Source organism: Marinobacter sp. S6332, assembly GCF_023016045.1.
In the GTDB taxonomy this organism is placed as follows: Bacteria; Pseudomonadota; Gammaproteobacteria; order Pseudomonadales; family Oleiphilaceae; genus Marinobacter.
Genome location: NZ_JALKAP010000001.1, coordinates 85,955 through 104,957, shown reverse-complemented (window position 1 = coordinate 104,957; position 19,003 = coordinate 85,955). Strand labels below are relative to the sequence as shown.

Below are 19,003 nucleotides of genomic sequence, written 5' to 3'. Positions count from 1 at the left end.
GCGGCATTCGTGCCGTCTTTTTGTTTGGTCTTGTATCCACTCTAATACCTCCGCAGGTGTGTCTTATGGTCCGAGTCACAGACGAACTGCCACGATTTATCGGTCTTCCGCTGACATGGGTGCTCTGGATCATGAAAGTTTTCGTGATTTTCTCGGGTGCCTTAATGGCCGTGACCTTCTGTTTAGTAGTCATTATTCGTTATGGTTTTGGGGGCGACCTGTTCGCTTACGAGGAATGGCTGCTTGCGATCAGTTTGGTTGGATTCTTCGCGGGCGCCGTCTTGGCGTCCGAACGCAAGCTGCACATCAACGCAGACATTCTGGACATGGTCATCAAGGACAAACGCTGGTTATGGCGACGTGACCTGCTGGTGCAGGTGATCGAGTTGATGGTCATTTTATTTATCGTGTACGCGTGCTTTGTGTCGTTGGCGGACGACTTCTCCTTCCCGCGTTTGCGCGCAACTTCGGCGCTACGAATTCCGTTTGTGTCATGGCGAATTGCCATTATGGTTGCCTTTGGTTTTATGGCTGTGTTTTCTGCAGCCCACTTATATGTCCACATCCGTATTGGGTTGGGCTTGCCCTTAAAATCTGAACTGGCACAGGGAGCAAGCCGATGATCATCATTGGTAGTCTAATCATTGTTTGTCTCATGCTGTTGCTTGGCGTCAGCGTTTTTGTCTCGTTTGGTGTGGTTCTAGCTTTTATTGCGTTGGTCGGCGACCAGTCTATTTCAGGTTACTTGCCGACCGGTGAAACGGGTTTGCGCTCGTTGGTCTTGTTGGCCATACCCTTGTTCATGCTGGCGGGTGGCATTATGGAGCGGGGCAAAATTGCCGCGCCTCTGGTGTCATTGTCGGCCATGTTCGTCGGCCATTTAAAGGGAGGGTTAAGTGCAGCGGCCGTGATGGCTTGTGGCTTGTTTGGTTCAATCGCCGGCAGTGCCAATTCAACGCTGATGTGCATTGGCAGCATTATGATGCCTCACTTGCGCAAGGCAAATTATCCACAGGGTAAATCCGCTGCGCTGCTGGTGTCGGCGAGCCCTCTGGGGCTGCTTATTCCACCCAGCGCTAACCACATTTTGTATGGCTGGATTGCTCAGCAGCACGTCCTTAAGTGTTTTTTGTCAACGGTCATCCCTGCATTTATCTTGTTGACCTTGCTAATCATCGTCAATCAGTTTTTGTTGCGTCGCCACGATGACATTAAGTTGTCTGACTTTCCTCGGCCTTTCTTGCCGGGCTTGATTGCTCAGGGGCGCGCTGCAGGTCCAGCCTTAATGATGCCGCTAATTATTTTGGGAGGGATTTACGGAGGCATCATGACTCCGACCGAGGCGGCTGGAGTTGCGGTGGTTTATGCGATCCCGATCGCTATCTATATCTATAAAGGCCTGACTTGGAAAACTTTGGCCGAGAGCCTGCACAAGTCAGGCATTACGATTGGCGTGGTCATGCTGATGATCTTTATGGTTTTGATTGTTTCCGACAATTTGATCGCACAGGGTGCGCCACAGATTGCCCAAAACCTCGTTTACGCGGTGTCCGATAACCCGATTGTGATTTTGTTGATGATTAACGTTGTGATGATTTTGATCGGAATGTTGATGGATGATATTTCTGGCTTATTGCTATCGACCCCGATTTTGTTACCCATCGCGCAAAGTGTGGGGATGGATCCGATCCATTTCGCGGCAGTGATTGCGGTCAACTTAGGCATGGCAAACATTACGCCGCCGACAGCACCACTGCTCTATCTCGGTTCACAGATTACCGATACCCCTATTGCAAAAATGTTGTGGCCTACACTGGTCTTTATTGTTTTTGCGTGGCTCCCGACCTTGATGTTAACCACCTTCGTGCCCTCTTTGTCGATGTGGTTGCCCGAATTTTTGATGGGCTAATTCCTAAACAGGCCCGCTGGTCCAGTGGGCTGAACGATTCCCCTAAAGATATATTGGATTTTGGATACAATCGTTGTATGGTGTCACCAAGCATCTGTAAAAGAGCTGTGTGCAATAAAAACTGACCGATTCAGGGTAGTCGGGCAGAACCTTAACGAGGAGGAGTTTCTTTATGTCTACAAATATCTTCACCGGTACCATGCCGGCGCTTATGACGCCCTGTAACGCTGATCGAACCCCTAACTTTGACGCGCTGGTCAAAAAGGGTAAGGAAATGATGGAAGCGGGCATGTCGGCGGTCGTTTATTGCGGTTCAATGGGTGATTGGCCTTTACTGACCGACGCTGAACGTATGGAAGGTGTTGAGCGTTTGATTGAGGCTGGCATTCCAACCATCGTGGGTACCGGTGCAATTAACACCAAATCGGCCGTTGCCTTAGCTGCACATGCGCAGAAGGTTGGTGCCGCCGGTTTGATGGTAATTCCACGTGTTCTGTCGCGTGCCACTTCAGTGGCTGCGCAAAAAAATCATTTTAAGGCCATTTTGAACGCGGCTCCGTCAGTTCCCTCGATTATCTACAATAGCCCGGTCTACGGCTTCGCGACTCGTGCTGATCTCTTTTTTGCACTGCGTTCCGAGCATCCGAATTTGATTGGTTTTAAAGAGTTCGGAGGCAAAGCGGATCAACGTTACGCGGCTGAATATATCACCAGCCAGGATGATGATGTGACTTTGATGGTGGGTGTGGATACTGAAGTTTACACAGGCTTTGTTGATGCCGGTGCCACCGGCTCGATTACAGGCATCGGTACTGCGTTGCCCAAGGAAGCGCTGTTGTTGGCCGATTTATGCCGTCTTGCCAGTGAAGGCAACGCAGAAGCCCGCGCTCGCGCACTCGAGCTGGAGGAGGCTATCTATGTGTTGGCCCTTTTTGACGAAGGAACGGATCTGGTTCTCTACTATAAGTATCTGTTGGTTCTGAATGGTGAAGAAGAGTACCGATTGCACTTTAACGAAACGGACGAACTCAGCACCGCTCAGCGCCGCTACTGTGAGCAACAGTACACGCTATTCCGGAACTGGTTTGCCGATTGGTCAAAGCAAGGCGGAGTGATCGACCAGTGCATGTAGTTGATAGTCATACAGGTGGTATGCCCACCCGCGTGATTGTGAGCGGAGGGCCCTCACTGTGTGAGGGCCCACTGGAGCAGCAGGCGAAAGATCTGGCTGACAATCATAAATCGTTCTGCGATGCCGTGCTGCGCGAGCCCCGAGGGCAACCGGGCATGGTAGCCGCATTACTCGTCAACCCAACTGACCCACAATGCACCACAGGCGTGATCTATTTTGATGTCGATGCTGTTTTGGGCATGTGCGGTCATGGCACCATCGGATTGGCGGTCACCTTGGCCGACATGGGGCGTTTAAGCTTGGGTGTTCATAAAATTGAAACACCCGTGGGCATTGTTACTGTTGAGCTGCACGACGCCAACACTGTGTCAGTGACCAACGTAGACAGTCGGCTGGTTAAACCCGATGTCGCGGTTAAGCTGAACGATGGGACTTGGGTAACTGGCGATTTTGCGTACGGTGGAAACTGGTTTTTTATCGCCCCTGCGCCTATTCCTGTAGAAGCCACCAACATTGACGCGCTAACGGACTTGGCCATTTCGATTCGATCAGCCTGTCATGCCGCATTAATCCAAAGCCCCGAAGGTCAGCCGGTAGATCACGTGATTTTAGTTGACCAGAATAACCATGGCTCGGCATGGAGTCAGAATTTCGTTTTGTGTCCGGACAACGAATACGACCGATCCCCGTGTGGCACTGGCAGTTCGGCACTTATCGCGTGTTTGGCAGCCAAGCAAGAGGTCGAGGAACGCCAGACCGTAACCTTCAAAAGTGTGATTGGTAGCAACTATCAAGTGTCGTATCAATCAAACGGCGACAATACAATTCGCCCCACTATTAAAGGTCAAGCGCATGTGATGGCGAAAAGCGAATTGGTGTTCTCTCCAAGCGACCCCTTTATTAGCGGCATTCGGTAAGACCTGTTATTTTTCGGGAGGTTTAGGTGACTAAAAAGATCTGCGTTATTGGTGCAGGTATTGTCGGAATTAGTGTCGCACTCAAGCTATCTCAGCAAGGCCATCAGGTCACTGTGCTGGATCGTGAAGGTGTCGCGTCTGAGGCCTCCCAAGGAAATGCCGGGGCGTTTGCATTCACCGATGTGCTGCCGCTGGCTTCACCTGGAATTATGCGCAACGCACCAAAGTGGCTGCTGGATCCTTTAGGGCCGTTGTCAGTTTCGCCCAAATATGCGCTTCAGATTGCACCCTGGTTGTTTCGGTTTTGGCGCGCCAGTTGGCCTGACCGACACGAGGCCTCGTTGCAGGCGCAAACCCAGTTGATGGCTCTGGCCAAAGCAGCTCTGGAGCGCCAGATTGCAGATAACAAAGCTGAACACATGATTCGTCGCGAAGGTCAGCTGCAACTTTATCAGGGTGAGTCCTCTTATAAAGCCAGTTTGCCAGCCTGGGAGTTGCGCCGTGAACGTGGCATTCGGTTTGAGTTGCTGGAATCGCCGGGTGCGATTGCCGACATTCAACCCGGTTTGGATTCGTCCTTTACCCATGCCGGTTACACGCCAGACTGGATGAATGCGACGGATCCTAAAGCCTGGACTGACTTTCTGGCCGAGCGCTTTCTGGCCTCGGGGGGGCGCATTGATATAAGGCAGGTCGAGTCCCTCGAAGGTACGGAGTCCGGGGCTCGTATTCAGTGTCAAGACGGGGACGTGGTTTGTGATCATGTGGTGGTCTGTGCGGGTGCCTGGTCACACCGCTTGGCAGCGACGGTTGGGGACCGGCTTCCGCTCGAGACAGAGCGGGGGTATAACACAACCTTGCCGGATCATGAGCTGGATTTACGTACACACCTGACATTTCAGGACCATGGTTTCGTGGTATCTAAAGTAGCTCAAGGCGTACGAGTTGGAGGGGCAGTTGAGTTTGGCGGGCTGACTTTACCTCCGAACTACAAGCGGGCGGAAGCGTTGCTGAAAAAGGCGCAGGTTTTTATTCCTAAGTTAAAGGTGAGTGGAGGCCAGCAATGGATGGGTTTCCGTCCATCTCTCCCTGATTCGCTGCCAATCATTGACTGCTCTCCCAAGGCGCCTAATATTTTTTATGCGTTTGGCCATGGGCATTTGGGCCTAACTCAATCGGCGGCGACCGCAGAATTGATTAGCGATTTAATTAGTGGTGAGGCTCCATCGATATCGATGAAGCCTTATGCAGCAAGTCGCTTTGTTTAATCAGCCTTCAAGACTCTTCAGGTCCTCGTACAAAGCTTGAGGGATCTCTACGTAGCCACGCGCGAGGTTGGTCGCGCGTGCTGCGAAGCGTCGTTGTGAGGGTAGTCGCGCGCCTTGGTCGACAATTTCATTGAACAGGTGCTCGGCAGCGTCGTTGTCTGTGTCTTCGGGGTCGTAACCAAAGCGTGCCGGATCAAAGGCCAAAACAATTTGCCCGTGGTAAGGAGCAACGCCTGGTATCTGATCGGAAAAGTCAAGGCTGCCAAGACTGGTTAGATCGTTGATAAGCGGGCCTGCCATTAATTCAATCATAATCGCTAAAGCCGACCCCTTGTGACCTCCAAATGTGAGCATTGCGCCCTCCAATGCTTCATCTGGGTCGGTCGTGGGCTGACCGGCGGCGTTGATCGCCACGTGGTTCGGCAAGGGCTTTTGAGCGCGTTGGTACAGTTCGATTTCGCCTCGAGCAAAGGCACTGGTAGCAAAGTCGAAGGTAAAGGGGTGGCGCCCCGGCCTCGGCCAAGAGAACGCAATGGGGTTTGTGCCGAGCGCACCTCGCTTGCCACCGGCCGGCGCGACCCAAGCATGACTTGGGACCATCGATAGGCCGACTAAGCCTTGGGCAGACAGTTTTTCGACCTCTGGCCAAAGTGCTGAGAAATGAAAGCAGTGGTTGATGGCCATCGCGGCCAGGCCATACTTTTTGGATTTTTCAACCAGCAAAGGAAGGCCGGAATTAAACGCTAGCAGAGACATGCCGTCTTGAGCGTCGACCTTAACGATGGCGGACTCGTCGCTGCTAACTTTGGGTTTCGCCGCCCCGTTTATTTTGCCGGCCTGCATCGTGCTTTGGCAGCTCAGCAATCGGTATACGCCGTGCGATTGGCAGTCATCCAGTTGGCAGGTATACAGCATGTCGGCGATGGCCTCGCTGTGTTCTCGGTTATAGCCTGACTGAATGAGTATTCGATAGCTTAAGTTACGGACTTCATCCAGCGACACTTTAACGGTGGGGGTCATGTCTTGCTCTCGTCAATATTGTATATTGTATATTGGATATTTTGAGCTAGATGATACATAAGTGGGTTGAGATTACAATGCCAGCTGCTTCGCCTTAAGCAAAAAAAACGGTTATTATCCGCTGTTAAATAAATGGATCCAAAATTCGAGCGAGAGTATATGCCAGTCAAACGACTCATAAAAAAAGAAAGCCTACCGGAGATAATTGCCAATGATCTGCGCCGGCGCATCTTGTCTGGCGAGTTATCGGAAGGCGAGGCGATTCGCCAAGAAGCTCTAACCGAGGAGTACGGAGTGTCTCGAATGCCGGTGCGCGAAGCGCTTAAGCGTCTAGCGGCTGAAGGACTGCTGAACTGGGAAAATAATCGCGGTGGGTCTGTCGTTAAGCATTCATTGAGTGAAATCGGCGAGATATTCGATCTACGGGCCTTGTTGGAGGTCGATCTCTATCGTCAGTCAGTGCCTTTGCTGGAGTCTTCAGATTTTGCCTTGTGCGAGCGCTTGTTAGACGAGATGGAGATGTCCTATGCGGCTGATAACGTAGGCGACTGGGGGGATCTAAACCATGCGTATCACGGTGCTCTGTTCGCGAAAGCCAATCGACCGATGACCATGGAGTTTCTCAAGCGCTTGAGTCTTCACTCGGACCGTTACGTGCGAATTCACCTGAGTGTTATTAAGCAGCGCGAGCCCGCAAAAGCTGAGCATAGGGCATTACTCGAACACGCTAAACACGGGCGGATTGAGGATGGAACTCTGTTGCTGGAGAGCCATATCCGTCGAACACGAGACGAGTTGCTGGAAATGGTCGCAAAACAACGCCAGCAGTAGATGGGGTTTGATTTTCGCTTTATATTGGATACAGTATACAAATATGAGTTGGTGTATAACATCTATCGAGTAGAGTTGTCCTGACTCCCATCATTTGAAGCGAAGAGAGCTTTCACCATGCCCCCATTTGATAATCTTTCCCTAAGCGGTCGCCACTTAATCGAGGGCCGCTGGCTCGACAGTGATCGTACCTTTGACGGTGGCCAAGGTCGCCGTGTCTTTGTCGGCACAGAAGCCATCGTTAAGGCCGCCGGTCTAGCCGCTGAGGCCGCCTTTGAGCGTTTTTCTGCAACTTCTCGGGCGGCACGCGCTGAGTTTTTGCGTGCGATTGCGGAAGAACTGGACGCACTGGGCGACGCCATAACCCAAGCTGGGGTGGCAGAAACCGGATTGCCTCAGGCTCGGCTTGAAGGTGAGCGAGGACGCACAACGGGGCAACTACGCTTGTTCGCTAGCCACATTGAATCCGAAGACTATTTGGATCTACGCCACGACCCAGCCATGCCGGAGCGCACGCCGTTGCCTCGGGCAGATCTAAAACTGATGCAGCTTCCAGTCGGTCCCGTGGCCGTATTTGGCGCGTCAAACTTTCCGCTGGCCTTCTCGGTAGCAGGCGGCGATACAGCCGCTGCGTTGGCGGCAGGTTGTCCGGTGGTTGTGAAAGGACATGAGTCGCACACAGCAGTGGGTGAGTTGGCGGCTTTGGCCATTCATAACGCCATCAAACGGTGCGAGATGCCCTCGGGCGTGTTTTCGTTTGTGCAAGGTGGTGGCCACGAGACTGGCGCGAACCTAGTGCAGCATCCGGCGATTAAGGCCGTCGGGTTTACCGGTTCTTTGAAAGGCGGTCGTGCGTTGTTTGACCTATGTGCCGCGCGGCCAGAGCCGATTCCCTTTTTTGGGGAGCTCGGCAGCGTTAACCCCGTATTCATGTTACCAGGGGTGTTGGCGGATAAAGCCAGCTCGTTGGGAGCAGCTTGGGCTGGTTCTCTGTTATTGGGCGCAGGTCAGTTCTGCACTAACCCAGGCGTCGTTTTGGTGCCCGAAGGCCAAGATGGCGATGCCTTCGTTGATTCAGCAGTCTTGGCCTTAAGTCAGGCTGGAGCACAAACCATGCTTTCACAAGGCATTGCCGACAGCTGTGCCCGAGGGGCGCAACAGTTACAAGCAGCCAAGGGCGTCGAATGTCTAGTCGAGGGCATGGTTAATGAGCGTGAAGTAACGCCGTCGGTGGTTGCCTGTGATTGGGCGACTTATTCGGCCAATCCAGAATTGTCCCATGAAGTATTTGGCCCGGTGGGTGTGATTGTCCGAGTCAAAGACGTGAACGAAATGGAGAAATTTTTAGATGCCTGTGTCGGGCAGCTTACGATGACCCTGCATTTGACAGACCGTGACCACGACGCGGCGCGCAAATTAATGCCAAAACTGGTTCGTAAAGCGGGCCGAGTTTTGGCAAATGGCTTCCCGACGGGCGTGGAAGTGTGTGACTCTATGGTTCACGGTGGCCCCTATCCGGCCTCCACTAACTTCGGCGCGACGTCGGTCGGTACGATGGCGATTAGACGCTTTTTGCGTCCAGTCTGTTTCCAAGACATCGACCGCGCACTGTTGCCCGAGGAACTGCGCTAACGGAGCCTGTCAAGGGGTTGGCTGATACCTGTCGGCCGCCCCTATACCCATCAGGGTGACGCCCATTAATTTCTTGAACATCGCAATGGATGAAGACGCACTACCATAGCCTAAATCCAGAGTAATGCTCTCTACCTTGATACCTGACTCAAGACGTTTCATAGCTGCAACTATTCTGAGCCCTTGACGCCACTCAGAGGGAGGCCCCCCCCAATCCCTCTTTGCCCTTCGCATAACGGTTCTTTCTGTGGTGTGGAAGAGCCTCGCCAATTGAGAGAGATTGAGTATCACCCGGATTTCACTCAATGAAGTCCAGAGCCCGTATTGTGACGGCACGAGGTAACGGTGTTTGCCAATCTTCACCTCCTTTACACCTATGTACGAGTATACAAATTCACCGGAGGTAAACGATGGAACACAGAAAAGCACCAGATGCTCAAGCATTTGGGCTTATGGTTTTATTTTGTGTGATGCTTAGCATGCAACAAGTCGCCCTTAAAGCCGCTTCCGAGGACGTGGTTCCTATTCTTCAGATTGCGATCCGTTCCGGTATTGCAGCTATTCTGGTTTGGGTCTACATGCTAGTGCTACGCGAACGTGTATCGCTTAACAGTGGAAACTGGAAGCCGGGCCTATGGGTAGGATTACTATTTGCCCTTGAGTATCTGTTCCTGGGCGAGGCACTACGCTTCACTTCTGCTTCCCATGCCGTGGTGTTTCTATACACAGCACCCGTGTTTGCGGCTCTAATTCTTCATTTCTTGATTGCATCGGAGCGTATGAACCGCATGCAATGGGGTGGTATTGTATTGGCAGTTTCAGGGACGGCTCTAGCCTTTCTCGGCAACAAATCTGGTTCGTCGCCAGAAGACCTTTCAGATATTCTTATCGGTGATGCACTAGCCATACTCGCGGGCGCTGTCTGGGGCGCAACTACTGTGGTGATTCGAACCTCTCGATTGTCCGAAGTGTCGCCACGAGAAACTCTGTTATATCAGCTCTTGATGGCGTGTTTCCTGCTCTCAATTGCTGCCTATGCAACAGATCAGCTTGGTTTTGTTCCGAGCACGGTTGCTATCAGCAGCATTGTATTTCAGGCTGTCTTTGTCGCATTTTTGGCTTTTCTGATCTGGTTCTGGTTGCTCCGAAATTATCACGCCTCGCCAATCGGCATAATGTCGTTTATGACTCCTATCTTTGGCGTTTTACTTGGTGCCTGGCTGTTATCCGAGCCGTTAGAGCCGAGCTTTTTGGCAGGGAGTGCTCTGGTTATTGCGGGCGTGATTCTCGTCAGTGGTGAGAACCTTATAAGGAGGTCTCTGAAGCGACTTGTAAACTGACAAACTTCTCACGGTGTCGACCTACTGACTAGAGCCTGCGCTTTCAAAAAATGAAACAAAGGGAAGACGGTGCACGTAATTTCACGAAAACCGTTCAATGGTGCTGCGCAGCAGCACCCGAACGACAGGGATGCTCTGATCAACGTCTATACAACATTGCGTGACGGGTAGTTTGAAACGCCCGCTCAGTTACGCCAGGTATTCCCTTCACTGGATAACTTCAAATACAGGGATAAGTGGTGGGCAATCGACATAGGCGGCAGCAACCTTCGCCTGATCGCTTCCATCGAATTCCGTGACAAACGCATGTACGTGAAACATATTTGCAGTCACGCCGAGTATGACCGGCTAACTGACAAGTACCGCAGAACCAAGGAGTAGAGCCATGTTAAACACCGCTTTGATTCAGCAGCTCCGCACTGTTCTGGGTGAGCTGCCATTCATGGCTCACATAGAAACCCAGAAGGACTACGAAAACGCCTTGGCGATGATGGATGACCTTATTGAAGATTACGATACCAATAAGCCGCTCATCGAGATCCTCGCTGTTAGCATCGAGCGCTGGGAAGACCAAGCAGAAGAGTTCAAGGACTTTAACGCCGCAATAGCGGGCGCTGACAATGGCATTGCTGTCTTGAAAACATTAATGGATCAACACAATCTAGGCGTAGCAGATTTGCCAGAACTGGGCTCAAAGGGCAATGTCAGCAAAATCCTCAACGGGGCGGAAGGGAAGAAGCTCACCCGCAAACACATGGAGGCCCTGGGGGAGCGCTTTAAAGTTTCTCCGGCTCTCTTCTTCTAGCCACAAGCCAGAGCCGGGCTATTTCTGCGCATCAGTGATCAATTCATTATTCCTTAACTGGGCTGGTCACATCCATTCAACCACTTCAGTTATTCGAATTCGGCTTATGGTAAGGCTCGGAAGCTACTTCGTCCATTAAGCTCTTAATCTCACTTTTGTTGCTGCTACCCTAAGCAAAGAGCATTCAAGTGGAAGTTGCGATGTGCCCGAATAGGCTGAAGTGAAAATCTAGGCAGGAGTCATGTGATTAGGGTGCTACCGATATGCAAAAAAATCTTGGGCACACCCAAGGCACCATTTGGGCACAGCCAATTAAAAAGGCCCTACGCTCTCACGTAAGGCCTTGAAAAATATGGCGCGCCCGACAGGATTCGAACCTGTGACCACCGCCTTCGGAGGGCGGTACTCTATCCAGCTGAGCTACGGGCGCATTCGAATGCGACGGCTGTGCGTCAATTTCGAGTGCGCAATCTTACGTGTGCGAGCCTACTCTGTCCAGCCCCGGCACGCTGGTCGGGGCAGCCGTTCATCACGGGAATAGCGGGGCCGGGGTAATGCTTGCCAGTGCGCCCTCATTACTGAAAGACACTTCACCATCCTGAATAGTCACCTGGAAACTCATGTTGCGTTCAGCCAGTCCAGCAAGGACTTCTGTGGACTCACTCGGCAATTCAACAATTCGCAGGTTATCGAAGCGGCGCAGTTTGCTCTGGTTTTTTTCCAGCCATACGGGTACCGCGCGTGAACCATAAGCGTACAGAATAACCTGACGTGCGCGGCTGCAGGCTTTGCGTAGGCGGCTTTCGTCGGGCAGGCCTAGTTCAATCCACAGTTCAATCTCGTCACTTAAGCTTTTTTGCCAAAGCTCTGGCTCATCGTCTGTGCTTAGGCCCTTGGTGAACTCCAGATTTTCATGTGCATTCAGGGCGAACGCCAGCAGGCGAATCATCATGCGCTCGTTATTCTCTGACGGGTGTTGAGCTATGGTGAGCTGATGATCTGCATAATAGTGCCTGTCCATGTCGGCAATATTGAGCGTGGCTTTTAAAATGGTTGCTTTGAGCGCCATGGCCGTCCTGCATTGGTATCAAGATGTTGGTTTGCGCTAGTGTAAAGCAATTCTTCAGAGGGTGAGCAGGGCGATATGTCGATGTTGCGTGGTTTTCTGATATTGGTTCTATTTTTTCTGTTTGGCGAAGCCCTGAGGCTGGTTTTTTTGATACCGGTCAGCGGCGGTGTGCTAGGTATGATTTTGATGACATTAACGCTAATGCTGCGAGGTCGAGTTAGCGATGCGTTGGCGTCGGCCAGCCAAGCGCTCGTTTCCGTTCTGGTGTTGCTGATCATGCCCGGTGTGGTTGGGGTGTTCTTTATGGCCTCGCAGTTTTCCGGGCAATGGCTGGCGGTATCGGCAGCCTTGTTGCTGGGCACTTTTCTGAGTGTGTTGACGACTCTTTTGTTGATGAAGCAGATGGTGCGTTTGTCTGCGCGGAGCCGAACACATGAATGAGCTTGCGGGTCGCTTTATGGCTATTCCTGATATTTTGTCAGCTAGCCCAATATTCGCAATCGGTCTTACGCTGAGTGCATTTTTTGCCGGTAACTGGCTGTTTTCGCGCCTAGGCAAGCCCTTATGGATGCCGCCGGTGGTGCTCTCTGCGGTTATGTTAGCGGCAGTCATCGCGGTTTTTTCGTTGGACTATGTTCGTTATCAGGAAGGAGCCCTTTGGATTACTGTGTTGCTTGGCCCTGCCACCGTAGCTTTGGGGATTCCCCTGTATCAGCAAATTCACCATATCCGAGCCATGTGGAAGCCGATTGTGGTTACGCTGCCGCTGGCGGCAACCATGGCTGCTGTTTACGCGGTTGTGATCGCTTGGGCGATGGGTGCCACGCCGGAGGTGTTGGCGTCGCTGGCGCCTAAATCTGTAACCGCCCCCATTGCTATCGGTATTACAGAACAGTTGGGTGGCTCTGTGCCGTTAATGATGGGTGGGCTGCTAATTACCGGTGTTGTTGCTGCCCTGTTTGTCGACCTGCTAGCACAATGGCTCAAGATTGATGATGAGCGCATTGTTGGGTTTGCGCTGGGTCTCAATGGTCATGCCATAGGTACGGCCAGAGCCTTCGAGATTAGCCATACCGCAGGCGCCTTCGCCTCTTTGGGTATGGGGCTGACGGGTGTTTTTACGGCACTGATCCTACCTTTGGTATTTCGTCTTTGAGAGGCTGGCGCAAGCCGCTATTCAGCTCACGAATAACCGTAAGTTGTAATTTCGATTGCGGTAGGTAGTTTCCGGGACTAGTTTCTATGGAAGACGTCCGGGGCGCCTGAGTGTCGGTGTGCCCGAAAAAAAGTGCCGAAAAATTCTTAAAACAACGACGGGAAACGCAATGAAAAAACTACTTGCAGCTTTAGTTGGTACCATGGCTCTTGCCACGGCACCTGTTGCTCTGTCAGCGGAAGCGACGAAAGAGCTTAAGATGGCGTACGATGCCGACCCGGTAACCCTCGATATTCACGAGCAGCTCTCGGGAGGCATTCTGCAGTTGTCTCATATGTCTTTTGATCCGCTTGTGCGTTGGACGAAAGACCTTGGTTTTGAAGGCCGCCTAGCAGAAAGCTGGGAGCGTGTTGATGACAAAACCATGCGTTTCAAACTCCGTGAAGGTGTGAAATTCCATTCGGGTAATGAGTTCACCGCTAAGGATGTGAAGTTCACTTACGATCGGCTAAAAGAAAGTCAGGACTTTAAAGCCATCTTCCAGCCGTTCAGTGGCATAAACGTTATTGATGATTACACCTTTGAACTGGTCACTAGCGAGCCTTTCCCGCTGCTCCTCAATACCGCCACTTACATTTTTCCGCTCGACAGTCAGTTCTATTCCGGCGAGACAGCCGATGGCAAAAAGAAGAGCGCAATTGTGAAGCACGGCAACTCGTTTGCCTCGGATAACCTGTCTGGTACCGGCCCCTTCGTGGTCAAGTCCCGCCAGCAGGGCGTGCGCATGGAATTTGAGCGTTTTGCGGATTATTGGGATGAAGAATCCCCCGGCAACGTTAAAAAAATTGTTCTAACTCCGATCAAGGAAAACAACACTCGGGTATCAGCACTGCTCTCTGGCGGCGTTGATTTCATTGCCCCTGTGCCACCTACGGATCTTGATCGCATCAAGCGCGACAAGAATTCGGAGCTGGTCACCATGAGTGGTACCCGTATTATCATGTTCCACATGAATCAGGAACGAGTGGAAGCCTTCAAAAATCCTAAGGTTCGTCAGGCTGTCGCTTACGCCATCAACCAGGAAGGCATTGCAGCCAAGATTATGAAGGGCTTTGCTACACCCGCTGCCCAGATGTCGCCAGCTGGCTATCAAGGCCACAACGAGTCTCTAAAGCCCCGCTATGATGTGAAAAAAGCTCAACAGCTGATGAAAGAAGCGGGTTATGAGGATGGCTTCACCATCACCATGATGGCGCCCAACAATCGCTATGTTAACGATGACAAAATCGCACAAGCTGCCGCTGCCATGCTGGCACGCATTAACATTAAGGTAGACCTTAAAACCCTGCCGAAAGCCCAGTACTGGCCCGAGTTTGATAACCGTTCAGGCGATATGATGCTGATTGGTTGGCACGCAGACACCGAAGACTCTGCCAACTTTTTTGAGTTCCTAACCTTTTGTCCAGAAGCTGGTAGCGGCGCAGGCCAATACAATGCCGGTAACTACTGTAACCCGGAAATCGACGCGCTGGTTGCCAAAGCCAATGTAGAAACCGATTTAGAAAAACGCAGTGCTATGCTGCAAGAGGTAGAGAAGCGCTTGTACGACGATGCCGCTTTCGTTCCGCTGCACTGGCAGGATTTGGCATGGGCCAGCAAGAAGAACGTAAAGATCGAGCCGATTCTTAACGTAATGAACTTCCCCTTCTTGGGCGATCTGGTCATAGAGTAACTAGGGGCTGCCCCCTCTCTCCAACCTCTCTCCCGCAAGGGGAGAGAGGCTTTAATGGCTCATCATCGGTGAATTTTTCATGCTAGCGTTTTTGGTTCAGCGCATATCCCAGGCCGTGCTGGTCATGTTTGTGATCAGTGTGATCGCGTTTGCTATACAAGACGGCCTTGGTGACCCGCTTCAGGAAATGGTGGGCATGTCTGTCTCTATGGAGGAGCGGGAGGCTCTGCGTGAGGAGTTAGGGCTAAATGACTCCATGGTGGTGCAGTACCTGCGCTTCGCGGGCAATGCACTCCAAGGCGACTTGGGTAACTCTTATTTTTACGGCAAGCCGACTCTTGAGGTTATTGCTGAGCATCTACCAGCCACTTTGGAGCTGGTGATTGGGGCCAGCTTAATCATTATGTTCTTGTCTGTTCCTATTGGTGTCTACGCCGCCATAAGACCACAGGCATGGTTGGCCAAGTTTTTTATGGGCGTGAGTACTGTGGGTATATCCATCCCGGTATTCCTCACGGCCATTGTTCTTATCCAGATCTATTCTATCGGTGTGACCATTGAGTGGTTCCCCGAAGACACCGGTTGGGGCCGGTGGTTAAATGGTGCTTTTACAACCGAAGGCGGGTTGCCGTCGTACGGGCGTGGTGATGAGCTCACCCACCTGTTTGGTACTTGGTACTCCGGCTTTTTCTCCACAGACGGTCTCATGCATCTGGTGCTGCCCTGCGTATCGCTGGCGTCCATTATGTTGCCGTTGTTTATCCGCTTAATCCGCGCAGAAATGATGGAAGTGCTACAAAGCGACTACATCCGCTACGCTCGAGCCAAAGGTTTGAGCTCAATGCGAATCAATTTTCTCCACGCCCTCAAAAACACCATGCTGCCGGTTATTACCGTGGGCGGTGTGCAGGTGGGCGTTATGGTGGCCTACACCATTCTTACAGAAACCGTTTTCCAGTGGCCTGGAGTTGGGCTGATGTTTCTGGAGGCCATCACTCGCAGTGATATTCCTTTAATCGTTGCCTATTTAATGGTGGTGGGCCTGATTTTCGTGATCACTAATACGCTGGTGGATCTGGTTTACGGGCTAGTGAATCCCACGGTGAAACTGACAGGTAAGAAAGCATGACAACAGCGACCCTTTCACGCTGGAATCGCTTTCGCGAGTCCTTCCTCTGGTACAGCTTCAAGCGCGACAAAGTGGCGATTGTTAGCTCCATCGTGCTGCTCTTGATGGTTTTTGCAGCTGTTTTTGCACCTCTATTTGCCCCAACGGACCCTTACGATTTGGCGCAAATTGACATCATGAACTCGGAACTGCCGCCGGTAGGAATGTCGGGGGCTGATGCGGCCTTCCCTCTAGGTACCGATGCTCAGGGCAGGGACATGCTCTCCACCATTCTTTACGGTACTCGCGTATCCCTATTGATCGGTTTTGGTGCAGTGGTGCTGCAGGCAGCCCTCGGCATACTCTTCGGCCTATTGGCGGGTTATTTGGGTGGCCGGGTAGACTCAATCCTGATGCGCATTGCCGATGTTCAGCTCTCCTTCTCCACCTTGATGGTGGCGATCATTGTGGGCGCGGTGTTCAAGGCAAGCTTCGGCAACCTGATGTTTGGTGAAATCGCCATTTATATGCTGATTTTCATTATCGGTGTGGCGGAATGGCCGCAGATTGCCCGAACCGTTCGAGCGTCTGTGCTGGCGGAGAAGAAGAAGGAGTACGTGGATGCGGCCAAGGTGATGGGGTTCCGCACTAACCGCATTATGTTCCGCCATATTCTGCCTAATACCCTGTCTCCTATTTTTGTTATTGCCACCGTGCAAATCGCCAATGCGATTATTTCTGAAGCGGCTTTGTCGTTCCTAGGATTAGGCATGCCGGAAACCCAGCCGTCGCTGGGCTCTTTAATTAAATCCGGTTTTGACTACATCCAAAGCGGCTCCTGGTGGATTACGCTGATTCCCGGCCTGGTGCTGGTCGTGCTCGTGCTAGTTATCAATCTATTAGGTGACTGGTTACGGGATGTTATGAACCCACGGCTGTACAAGGGCTAAACCACCATGAAAAGCGATACACCACTGCTGGAAGTAAAGAATTTGGATGTGCGATTTGCTGTTCGTGGCGGCGACCTTACAGCCTTGCGCGGCATTAGCTTTAGCCTAGATAAAGGCGAGCGGCTGGGCTTGGTGGGGGAGTCGGGTGCGGGTAAATCTGTAGCGGCCTTTTCTATTCTCAATCTGATTGCACGCCCGGGATATATTGCCGGTGGGCAAATTTTGTTTGAAGGCGAAGATCTCGCGGCTATGAGTGAGCGGGAGCTGCGTAAAATTCGCGGCAATCGTATTGCTATGATTTTCCAAGATCCCATGATGACGCTCAACCCAGTGCTCAGCATAGGCACGCAAATGGTTGAAGCTATCAAGGCACATCGCCGGATTGGCACCAAAGCAGCGCGTGAAATTGCCGTGGGCAAACTGCGTAAGGTCCAGATTCCATCGCCGGAGAAACGTCTCGATCAATACCCCCACGAGTTGTCTGGTGGTATGCGTCAGCGTGTGATTATCGCCATCGCTCTGTTGCTGGATCCCGAAATTATTGTAGCGGACGAGCCCACAACCGCGCTGGACGTGACCATTCAGGCGGAGATCATGGCTTTGTTGCTGGATTTGTGTGAGCAGGAAAACGTGGCATTAATGCTGATTACTCACGATTTGGGAGTGGTCTCGCAAGTGACCCAGCGCATGTTAGTAATGTACTCCGGCCGCATCATCGAACAAGGGCCCACACGGGAGATCATCAACGATGCCCAGCACCCCTACACCCAAGGCTTAATCAACGCTTTGCCGCAGATGGGCGAGCCCGGCGCGCGGTTGTTCCAGATACCCGGTTCTATGCCGTCTCTAAAGAACGTACCCTCCGGTTGCCCTTTCCACCCACGCTGCGATTTCGCCACCGATCAGTGTCGGCAAACCATGCCCGAGTATGTTCGCTCCGGAAATGTGGATGTGGCGTGTTACGAGGTAAGCAACTTGATCGAGCAGGAGAAACGCATGCAGGAGGCAGGATCATGACCTCCCCATTAGTCGATATTCGTGGTCTGGAGAAGCGTTTCGATCTCTCTGGCAGCTTTTTGGAGCAAATCACGTTTAAAGGTGGCCGCTTCCAGCGTAAACAAGAGGCTGTGCATGCTATCAACGGCGTGGATTTACAGGTGCAAAAAGGCGAGGCTCTTTGCGTGGTGGGCGAATCTGGCTGTGGCAAGTCCACGGTGGCCCGCACAGTTATGGGCTTGCTATCGCCCAGCGCGGGCGAAGTTCATTACGGCGGTCAGCGCATTGATAATCTGAAAGGTGGGGACGTGCTGCCGTACCGCCGAAAAATGCAGATGATATTCCAAAACCCCTACGCCTCTCTGAACCCCCGGATGACGATCCAGCAAACGCTGGAAGAGCCAATTCATTTCCATCGACCGGAGTTGGCCCGCAGCGAGGTGCGCGAAAAAGTTCAGGAAGTGATGCAATCTGTGGGAATAGACCCGGAGTGGGGTAGCCGCTTTGGGCATGAGTTCTCAGGTGGTCAGCGTCAGCGTATTGCGATTGCCCGAGCTTTGGCAGTGGATCCCGAGTTTATTGTGGCGGATGAGCCCATCTCGGCACTGGATGTCTCCATTCAGGCGCAGGTGCTGAATCTGCTGATGGAGGCGCAGGAAACCCGAAACCTGACCTACCTGTTCATTACTCACGATCTTGCTGTGGTGGAACATTTTGGCACCCGCGTTGCGGTGATGTATCTGGGGCGGGTGTGTGAGTTGGCAGAAACTAAAACCCTATTTGCCGAGCCTCGCCATCCCTATACTCAGGCGTTGCTCTCGGCAATCCCTAGGTTAGAAGACGACAGGCCTAACTACATAAGGCTGCAGGGCGAAGTGCCAACACCGGTAAATCTGCCATCCGGCTGTGTGTTCCATGGCCGCTGCCCTTATGCGAACGAGCGCTGTCGCCAAGAAATACCCCGGCTCATTGTCACGGATGGTGGTTCGCAAGTGGCTTGCCATGCTGTGGAAGAAGGGCGGTTGTAAGAGTACAGGTTTTAAGAGTGTGGATGCGATAGGCTATGATGCTTGCAGTGAGTAGCCTATGAAATACCATCACCCTTCACCTGTTCTCTTTACCGTTGTTCGCTGGGGAA

At 52.2% G+C, this 19,003-nt stretch carries 19 protein-coding genes, 1 tRNA gene and 1 pseudogene; 17 read left to right on the top strand and 4 right to left on the bottom strand.

Translation table 11 applies throughout. The features are described from left to right. Nucleotides 1-65 precede the first annotated feature (65 nt). From MWU62_RS00520 to MWU62_RS00500, 5 genes are all read left to right on the top strand, one after another. Complete coding sequence (locus tag MWU62_RS00520; RefSeq protein ID WP_247112920.1) at nucleotides 66-623, top strand: TRAP transporter small permease subunit; 558 nt, start codon at nucleotides 66-68, stop codon at nucleotides 621-623. Beyond that, nucleotides 620-1,909 (top strand): TRAP transporter large permease, encoded by a 1,290-nt coding sequence (locus MWU62_RS00515; protein WP_247112919.1) that lies wholly within the window; start codon nucleotides 620-622, stop codon nucleotides 1,907-1,909. The genes MWU62_RS00520 and MWU62_RS00515 overlap by 4 nt, the downstream gene beginning before the upstream one ends. Before the next feature lie 172 nt (nucleotides 1,910-2,081). Next, complete coding sequence (locus MWU62_RS00510; protein WP_247112918.1) at nucleotides 2,082-3,041, top strand: dihydrodipicolinate synthase family protein; 960 nt, start codon at nucleotides 2,082-2,084, stop codon at nucleotides 3,039-3,041. Further along, a complete protein-coding gene (locus MWU62_RS00505) occupies nucleotides 3,032-3,958 on the top strand; it encodes a proline racemase family protein (RefSeq protein WP_247112917.1) in 927 nt (308 codons plus the stop codon). The genes MWU62_RS00510 and MWU62_RS00505 overlap by 10 nt, the downstream gene beginning before the upstream one ends. Nucleotides 3,959-3,984: 26 nt before the next feature. Next, nucleotides 3,985-5,226, top strand: a complete 1,242-nt coding sequence (locus MWU62_RS00500) for an FAD-dependent oxidoreductase (RefSeq protein WP_247112916.1) — start codon at nucleotides 3,985-3,987, stop codon at nucleotides 5,224-5,226. On the opposite strand, the gene MWU62_RS00495 is transcribed toward MWU62_RS00500, so the two are convergent. After that, nucleotides 5,227-6,246 (bottom strand): Ldh family oxidoreductase, encoded by a 1,020-nt coding sequence (locus MWU62_RS00495; RefSeq protein ID WP_247112915.1) that lies wholly within the window; start codon nucleotides 6,244-6,246, stop codon nucleotides 5,227-5,229. It abuts the gene before it with no gap. Nucleotides 6,247-6,405: 159 nt separating this feature from the next. Here MWU62_RS00495 and MWU62_RS00490 point away from each other — a divergent pair, with 159 nt between their 5' ends. Together MWU62_RS00490 and MWU62_RS00485 are read left to right on the top strand one after the other, a co-directional pair. After that, nucleotides 6,406-7,077, top strand: coding sequence for a GntR family transcriptional regulator (locus MWU62_RS00490; protein ID WP_247112914.1), 672 nt, complete (start codon nucleotides 6,406-6,408; stop codon nucleotides 7,075-7,077). 117 nt (nucleotides 7,078-7,194) lie between these two features. Then, a complete protein-coding gene (locus MWU62_RS00485; protein ID WP_247112913.1) occupies nucleotides 7,195-8,709 on the top strand; it encodes an aldehyde dehydrogenase (NADP(+)) in 1,515 nt (504 codons plus the stop codon). A gap of 9 nt (nucleotides 8,710-8,718) precedes the next feature. On the opposite strand, the gene MWU62_RS18880 is transcribed toward MWU62_RS00485, so the two are convergent. After that, a complete protein-coding gene (locus tag MWU62_RS18880; protein ID WP_281494722.1) occupies nucleotides 8,719-9,153 on the bottom strand; it encodes a helix-turn-helix domain-containing protein in 435 nt (144 codons plus the stop codon). Between MWU62_RS18880 and MWU62_RS00475 the strand changes: the two genes are divergently transcribed. The 3 genes and pseudogenes from MWU62_RS00475 to MWU62_RS00465 all read left to right on the top strand — a co-directional run bounded on the left by MWU62_RS00475 (nucleotide 9,120) and on the right by MWU62_RS00465 (nucleotide 10,854). Beyond that, on the top strand, nucleotides 9,120-10,049 hold the full coding sequence (locus MWU62_RS00475) for a DMT family transporter (RefSeq protein ID WP_247112911.1): 930 nt from the start codon (nucleotides 9,120-9,122) through the stop codon (nucleotides 10,047-10,049). The two genes, MWU62_RS18880 and MWU62_RS00475, sit on opposite strands and share 34 nt — an antisense overlap. A 183-nt stretch (nucleotides 10,050-10,232) precedes the next feature. Next, nucleotides 10,233-10,430, top strand: a pseudogene (locus MWU62_RS00470) (type II toxin-antitoxin system HigB family toxin); the annotation flags it as partial. Between the two features lie 4 nt (nucleotides 10,431-10,434). Next, nucleotides 10,435-10,854: a transcriptional regulator gene (locus tag MWU62_RS00465; RefSeq protein ID WP_247112910.1), complete on the top strand. Its 420-nt coding sequence runs from the start codon at nucleotides 10,435-10,437 to the stop codon at nucleotides 10,852-10,854. A gap of 353 nt (nucleotides 10,855-11,207) precedes the next feature. On the opposite strand, the gene MWU62_RS00460 is transcribed toward MWU62_RS00465, so the two are convergent. Both MWU62_RS00460 and MWU62_RS00455 read right to left on the bottom strand, forming a co-directional pair. Next, a tRNA-Arg gene (locus MWU62_RS00460) sits at nucleotides 11,208-11,284 on the bottom strand. A gap of 99 nt (nucleotides 11,285-11,383) precedes the next feature. Then, nucleotides 11,384-11,923, bottom strand: a complete 540-nt coding sequence (locus MWU62_RS00455; protein WP_247112909.1) for a YaeQ family protein — start codon at nucleotides 11,921-11,923, stop codon at nucleotides 11,384-11,386. 75 nt (nucleotides 11,924-11,998) lie between these two features. Between MWU62_RS00455 and MWU62_RS00450 the strand changes: the two genes are divergently transcribed. The 7 genes from MWU62_RS00450 (at nucleotide 11,999) to MWU62_RS00420 (ending at nucleotide 18,893) form a co-directional block, all read left to right on the top strand. Next, entirely contained in the window at nucleotides 11,999-12,364 is a 366-nt protein-coding gene (locus MWU62_RS00450) for a CidA/LrgA family protein (RefSeq protein WP_247112908.1), read from the top strand. Then, the gene (locus MWU62_RS00445) at nucleotides 12,357-13,079 is read left to right on the top strand and encodes an LrgB family protein (protein WP_247112907.1); all 723 of its coding nucleotides are present in this window, start codon (nucleotides 12,357-12,359) and stop codon (nucleotides 13,077-13,079) included. The genes MWU62_RS00450 and MWU62_RS00445 overlap by 8 nt, the downstream gene beginning before the upstream one ends. A gap of 169 nt (nucleotides 13,080-13,248) precedes the next feature. Beyond that, nucleotides 13,249-14,811, top strand: coding sequence for an ABC transporter substrate-binding protein (locus tag MWU62_RS00440; protein WP_247112906.1), 1,563 nt, complete (start codon nucleotides 13,249-13,251; stop codon nucleotides 14,809-14,811). A 79-nt stretch (nucleotides 14,812-14,890) separates the two neighbouring features. Then, nucleotides 14,891-15,940: an ABC transporter permease gene (locus tag MWU62_RS00435; RefSeq protein ID WP_247112905.1), complete on the top strand. Its 1,050-nt coding sequence runs from the start codon at nucleotides 14,891-14,893 to the stop codon at nucleotides 15,938-15,940. Further along, nucleotides 15,937-16,869, top strand: a complete 933-nt coding sequence (locus MWU62_RS00430; RefSeq protein ID WP_247112904.1) for an ABC transporter permease — start codon at nucleotides 15,937-15,939, stop codon at nucleotides 16,867-16,869. The genes MWU62_RS00435 and MWU62_RS00430 overlap by 4 nt, the downstream gene beginning before the upstream one ends. A gap of 6 nt (nucleotides 16,870-16,875) precedes the next feature. Next, a complete protein-coding gene (locus tag MWU62_RS00425; protein WP_247112903.1) occupies nucleotides 16,876-17,886 on the top strand; it encodes an ABC transporter ATP-binding protein in 1,011 nt (336 codons plus the stop codon). Next, the gene (locus tag MWU62_RS00420; RefSeq protein WP_247112902.1) at nucleotides 17,883-18,893 is read left to right on the top strand and encodes an oligopeptide/dipeptide ABC transporter ATP-binding protein; all 1,011 of its coding nucleotides are present in this window, start codon (nucleotides 17,883-17,885) and stop codon (nucleotides 18,891-18,893) included. Before MWU62_RS00425 ends, MWU62_RS00420 begins: the two co-directional genes overlap by 4 nt. Nucleotides 18,894-19,003 lie beyond the last annotated feature (110 nt).

Excerpts from the sequence above, each read along its gene's own strand:
- MWU62_RS00520 (WP_247112920.1), top strand. The coding sequence starts at position 66 with ATGGTCCGAGTCACAGACGAACTGCCACGATTTATCGGTCTTCCGCTG.
- MWU62_RS00515 (WP_247112919.1), top strand. The coding sequence starts at position 620 with ATGATCATCATTGGTAGTCTAATCATTGTTTGTCTCATGCTGTTGCTT.
- MWU62_RS00510 (WP_247112918.1), top strand. The coding sequence starts at position 2,082 with ATGTCTACAAATATCTTCACCGGTACCATGCCGGCGCTTATGACGCCC.
- MWU62_RS00495 (WP_247112915.1), bottom strand. The coding sequence starts at position 6,246 with ATGACCCCCACCGTTAAAGTGTCGCTGGATGAAGTCCGTAACTTAAGC.
- MWU62_RS00490 (WP_247112914.1), top strand. The coding sequence starts at position 6,406 with ATGCCAGTCAAACGACTCATAAAAAAAGAAAGCCTACCGGAGATAATT.
- MWU62_RS00485 (WP_247112913.1), top strand. The coding sequence starts at position 7,195 with ATGCCCCCATTTGATAATCTTTCCCTAAGCGGTCGCCACTTAATCGAG.
- MWU62_RS00475 (WP_247112911.1), top strand. The coding sequence starts at position 9,120 with ATGGAACACAGAAAAGCACCAGATGCTCAAGCATTTGGGCTTATGGTT.
- MWU62_RS18880 (WP_281494722.1), bottom strand. The coding sequence starts at position 9,153 with ATGCTTGAGCATCTGGTGCTTTTCTGTGTTCCATCGTTTACCTCCGGT.
- MWU62_RS00465 (WP_247112910.1), top strand. The coding sequence starts at position 10,435 with ATGTTAAACACCGCTTTGATTCAGCAGCTCCGCACTGTTCTGGGTGAG.
- MWU62_RS00455 (WP_247112909.1), bottom strand. The coding sequence starts at position 11,923 with ATGGCGCTCAAAGCAACCATTTTAAAAGCCACGCTCAATATTGCCGAC.
- MWU62_RS00450 (WP_247112908.1), top strand. The coding sequence starts at position 11,999 with ATGTCGATGTTGCGTGGTTTTCTGATATTGGTTCTATTTTTTCTGTTT.
- MWU62_RS00445 (WP_247112907.1), top strand. The coding sequence starts at position 12,357 with ATGAATGAGCTTGCGGGTCGCTTTATGGCTATTCCTGATATTTTGTCA.
- MWU62_RS00440 (WP_247112906.1), top strand. The coding sequence starts at position 13,249 with ATGAAAAAACTACTTGCAGCTTTAGTTGGTACCATGGCTCTTGCCACG.
- MWU62_RS00435 (WP_247112905.1), top strand. The coding sequence starts at position 14,891 with ATGCTAGCGTTTTTGGTTCAGCGCATATCCCAGGCCGTGCTGGTCATG.
- MWU62_RS00430 (WP_247112904.1), top strand. The coding sequence starts at position 15,937 with ATGACAACAGCGACCCTTTCACGCTGGAATCGCTTTCGCGAGTCCTTC.
- MWU62_RS00425 (WP_247112903.1), top strand. The coding sequence starts at position 16,876 with ATGAAAAGCGATACACCACTGCTGGAAGTAAAGAATTTGGATGTGCGA.
- MWU62_RS00420 (WP_247112902.1), top strand. The coding sequence starts at position 17,883 with ATGACCTCCCCATTAGTCGATATTCGTGGTCTGGAGAAGCGTTTCGAT.